Origin of the sequence: Frankia gtarii (genome assembly GCF_025403375.1) — a bacterium.
In the GTDB taxonomy this organism is placed as follows: domain Bacteria; phylum Actinomycetota; class Actinomycetes; order Frankiales; family Frankiaceae; genus Frankia; species Frankia gtarii.
Map to the genome: position 1 here is coordinate 1 of NZ_JAMPTM010000423.1, position 3758 is coordinate 3758.

The window sequence follows — 3758 nt, forward strand, 5'->3', positions numbered from 1 at the left end:
CGTCAGCGCCGGACCCGCGGCCCGCAGCACGGGCGGTGCGGGCGGGGGCGGGGGCGCCTGCTCGGCGCTCTCCGGAGCGACCAGGGCCCGGGCGGCGTCGTCGTGGGGGCGCACCCGGCGCACGACCGGATCCCACGTCCAGCGGGCGCAGCGGCTGTCCGAGGTGAGCTGGACAAGCCAGATGCCGTCGACGCGGCGCCAGGCGTCCCACTGGGCCGCGGCGGGATTGTCCTGCGCGACGATCAGCCTCGCGTCGACGACCTCGCCGAGCGGCCGGCCGGGCACCCCACCGGGGTCCTTGGGCAGCAGCGCCGCCCGGGCCTCCTGCACGACGCGGGCGCGCTCGGCCAGCACAGGACCCTCGTAACGCTCCACGCGTTCCACAGGTATGCCGGCGGCCCTGGCGACCTCCGCGGCGGTTTCCCCGGCACGCAGCCGGGCCTGGATCTCCCGCGGGGTCAGCGCGCTTTCGGTGCGCACCTCGCTGCGGCGCATCCCGCGCAGGGCAGCCCGGAGCCGGTCGTCCACCGGCACTCGGAACTGCTCGCCATCGGTCCTGCCGCCTGCGTCCGCGAGTACGAGGTAGCCGCCGTCCTCGCTGAGTGCGACCGCCCTCAGCTCACGCATGGCGCCTCCTGTTCACTCGAAGCCGTACCGTGCCCGGTCGGTCGGTCGGCCTGTCGCAGCGCACATCGCGCCCGTCGGCCGGCGAGCCTGCAGGCAGATCGGCATGACGCACCTGAAGTCGCCTTCGGCATGTGCGTCCCGGTAGGTGACAGCCTGCCATCGATACGGCCGGCTGGCGGGTTGACGGCGGACGACACGCACAGTCTGACCGTGTCGGGCCCGTCCGTCCGGGCCGCAGGCCGGCCGGATGATCCTACGGTCGCCGCCCGCCGGGCGGCCGGGTCGCCGGACCCCGCCGGCGTGTCGGGCGGGCCGACGGGCGAGGGCGGCTCTGATCGGCGAGGCCGGACAGGGCGGCGCCGACGATGCCCGCCTCGTTCTGCAGCTGCGCCGGGACCACCCGGGTGCGCAGCTCCAACTGGTCGAGGAACTTGTCGGCCTTCTTGCTGACCCCGCCACCGATGATGATGAGATCGGGCCAGAGCAGCGCCTCGAGGGTGTTCAGATACCGGGTGACCCGCTTGGCCCACTTCTCCCACGACAGGTCCTCACGCTCGCGGGCCGCGTCGGAGGCCTTTGTCTCCGCGTCATGTCCGTGGATCTCCAGGTGCCCGAGCTCGGTGTTCGGGACCAGCTGTCCGTGCAGGAACAACGCGGTCCCGATGCCGGTGCCGAACGTCGTCATGATGACCAGGCCGGCGGTGTCGCGGCCGGCGCCGAAGGCCATCTCCGCGATCCCCGCCGCGTCCGCGTCGTTCACCGTGGTGATCTCCGCCGCAGTGCCGGATCCAGCCGACTGAGCCGACACCGAGGTGGCATCCGCGTCGGCTCGGCCCAGGGCGTCGGCGAGCACGCCGACGATGTCGGTGCCGATCCAGGACGGTGCGATGTTTGCTGCCGTCAGCGCCACGCCGTTCTTGACCACCGACGGCAGGGCCACACCCACCGGGCCGGACCAGTCGAAGTGGTTGACGACGTCGGCGATGGTCGCCGCGACGGCGGCGGGCTCGGCCGGCTGCGGGGTCGGAATCCGCAACCGGGGCGCGGCCAGCGTGCCGTCCTCGATGTTGACCGGAGCGCCCTTGATTCCGCTTCCTCCGACGTCAACTCCGAAGACCTGCATTGCCGAGCCCTCCCCGCGCCGATGTTCCCGCCTGTGGGGCCGGCGTCGCCGGCCCCGCGGTCGCGTGCGCGGCCGGCCCGCCCGCCGCGCACGCGCGACCGGGTGAGCCGGTCCATCGACCGCTGGAAGGTAAGTCTCGCAGGCCCGGTGACCGCGGGCGCTGCCCGCCTGCCCACCAGCGCCCCCGGGCTGCGGCGGCCGGCCTGGCGCGACCCGCCCGGCCTGGCCGCCCAACGCTGCTCGCGGTCCATCGGAGCGGGGGTTCGCCCCGGCCCGATCGGAGGTGCCTCGCCGGCATCACCGGTCAGTCCGCATGGCTGTCCGCCCCGGCCGAAGGGCCCGGTGGGTTTGGGCGCATGGGCTCTATACGCTAGACCGGTGAGTCTTGTCGACACCCATGGTCGCGTCGCTTCGGACCTGCGGGTGTCGCTGACCGACCGGTGCAACCTGCGGTGCGTCTACTGCATGCCCGCGGAGGGTCTGCCCTGGCTGCCGTCGGCGCGCCTGCTGACGGACGACGAGGTCGTCCGGCTGGTTGGCGTCGCGGTGCGGCTACTCGGCGTGACCGAGGTCCGGCTCACAGGCGGCGAGCCCACGCTGCGGCCCGGCCTCGCGGCACTGGTGGCCCGGCTCGCGTCCCTGCGACCACGGCCGGAGCTCTCGCTCACCACGAACGGCCTGTCGCTCGTCCGGCTGGCCGGGCCGTTGCGCGCCGCCGGTCTGGACCGGGTCAACGTCTCCCTGGACACCCTGGATCCGACCCGCTTCGCCCGGATCACCCGCCGCAACAGGCTCGGCGACGTGCTCGCGGGGCTGCGGGCCGCGGCGGCGGCCGGTCTCACCCCCGTCAAGATCAACAGCGTTCTCGTTCGTGGCGTCAACGACGACGAAGCCACCCGGTTGCTGCACTGGTCGCTGGCCGAGGAGTACGAGTTGCGGTTCATCGAGCAGATGCCACTGGATGCCCAGCACGGCTGGCAGCGATCGGCGATGGTCACCGCGGCGGAGATCCTCACCGCCCTGCGAGCCGCGTTCACCCTGCGGCCCCTGCCGGGGCGGGGCAGCGCGCCCGCCGAGTTGTTCGAGGTCGACGGCGGGCCGGGCCGGGTCGGGGTGATCGGCTCCGTGTCCGCGCCCTTCTGCGCGCAATGCGACCGGGTCCGGCTGACCGCCGACGGTCAGGTGCGCAACTGCCTGTTCGCTCGGCAGGAGAGCGACCTGCGCACGGCCCTGCGCGCCGGCGCGGACGACGAGCGGCTCGCCGCGCTGTGGCGGGCGGCGGTGCTCGGCAAGAGGGCCGGCCATGGGATCGACGAGCTCGGTTTCCAGCAGCCGGACCGGCCCATGTCGGCGATCGGCGGATGACCGCCCCGCGGGCCGGCTGCAGCGCGCTCGTGCTCGCCGGCGGTGCCGCCCGCCGCCTCGGCGGCCGGGACAAGCCGGCCGTCATCGTCGGTGGAACCACCCTGCTTGACCGGGTGCTCGCCGCCGTCGCCGGGGCCGAGCGCATCGTCGTCGTCGGCCCCCGGCGCGAGCTCGCGAAGCTCCCCGAGGGCGAGGTGGAATGGTGTCAGGAGAACCCGCCGGGCGGCGGCCCGGTCGCGGCGATCGCGGCGGGGCTGGCGGCCGTCAGCACCCCGTTCGTCGCCGTCCTCGCGGCCGACCTGCCGTTCCTTACCGGCCGGGAGATCGAGCTGTTGCGCCGCGGTGCCGAGCAACCCGCGGCGGACGCCGCCGTCCTGGTCGACCCGGGCGGGCGGCGCCAGTACCTCGCCGCGGTCTGGCGTACCGCGCAGCTGCGGGCGGCGTTGCCCACCGACCCGGTCGGCCGGCCGGTGCGCGGCCTGTTCACCGACCAGGCGGTGACCGCGGTGCGCGCGGACGCCCTCGCCTGCCTGGACTGCGACGCACCCGCCGACGTGGCCCGCGCGCGCCGGTGGGCCGGCCGGGTCCGGCCGGGCACGATGGAACGATGACCCCCGCCCACACCCCGCAGCCAGGGGAAAAC

4 protein-coding genes are annotated in these 3758 nt (G+C 74.7%); 2 read left to right on the forward strand and 2 right to left on the reverse strand.

Going from position 1 to position 3758, the window contains the following annotated elements:
- The coding region (gene sepH / locus NBZ83_RS30760; RefSeq protein ID WP_261576375.1) for a septation protein SepH at positions 1–627 on the reverse strand (627 nt) is incomplete at its 3' end.
- Between the two features lie 253 nt (positions 628–880).
- The gene (locus NBZ83_RS30765; protein ID WP_261568667.1) at positions 881–1750 is read right to left on the reverse strand and encodes an ROK family protein; all 870 of its coding nucleotides are present in this window, start codon (positions 1748–1750) and stop codon (positions 881–883) included.
- 378 nt (positions 1751–2128) lie between these two features.
- Between NBZ83_RS30765 and moaA the strand changes: the two genes are divergently transcribed.
- Both moaA and mobA read left to right on the forward strand, forming a co-directional pair.
- On the forward strand, positions 2129–3115 hold the full coding sequence (gene moaA / locus NBZ83_RS30770; protein WP_261568668.1) for a GTP 3',8-cyclase MoaA: 987 nt from the start codon (positions 2129–2131) through the stop codon (positions 3113–3115).
- Positions 3112–3726: a molybdenum cofactor guanylyltransferase gene (mobA, locus tag NBZ83_RS30775; protein WP_261568669.1), complete on the forward strand. Its 615-nt coding sequence runs from the start codon at positions 3112–3114 to the stop codon at positions 3724–3726. Before moaA ends, mobA begins: the two co-directional genes overlap by 4 nt.
- Positions 3727–3758: the final 32 nt, after the last annotated feature.

Coding starts and splice junctions, on each gene's coding strand:
- mobA (WP_261568669.1), top strand. CDS start 3,112: ATGACCGCCCCGCGGGCCGGCTGCAGCGCGCTCGTGCTCGCCGGCGGT.
- NBZ83_RS30765 (WP_261568667.1), bottom strand. CDS start 1,750: ATGCAGGTCTTCGGAGTTGACGTCGGAGGAAGCGGAATCAAGGGCGCT.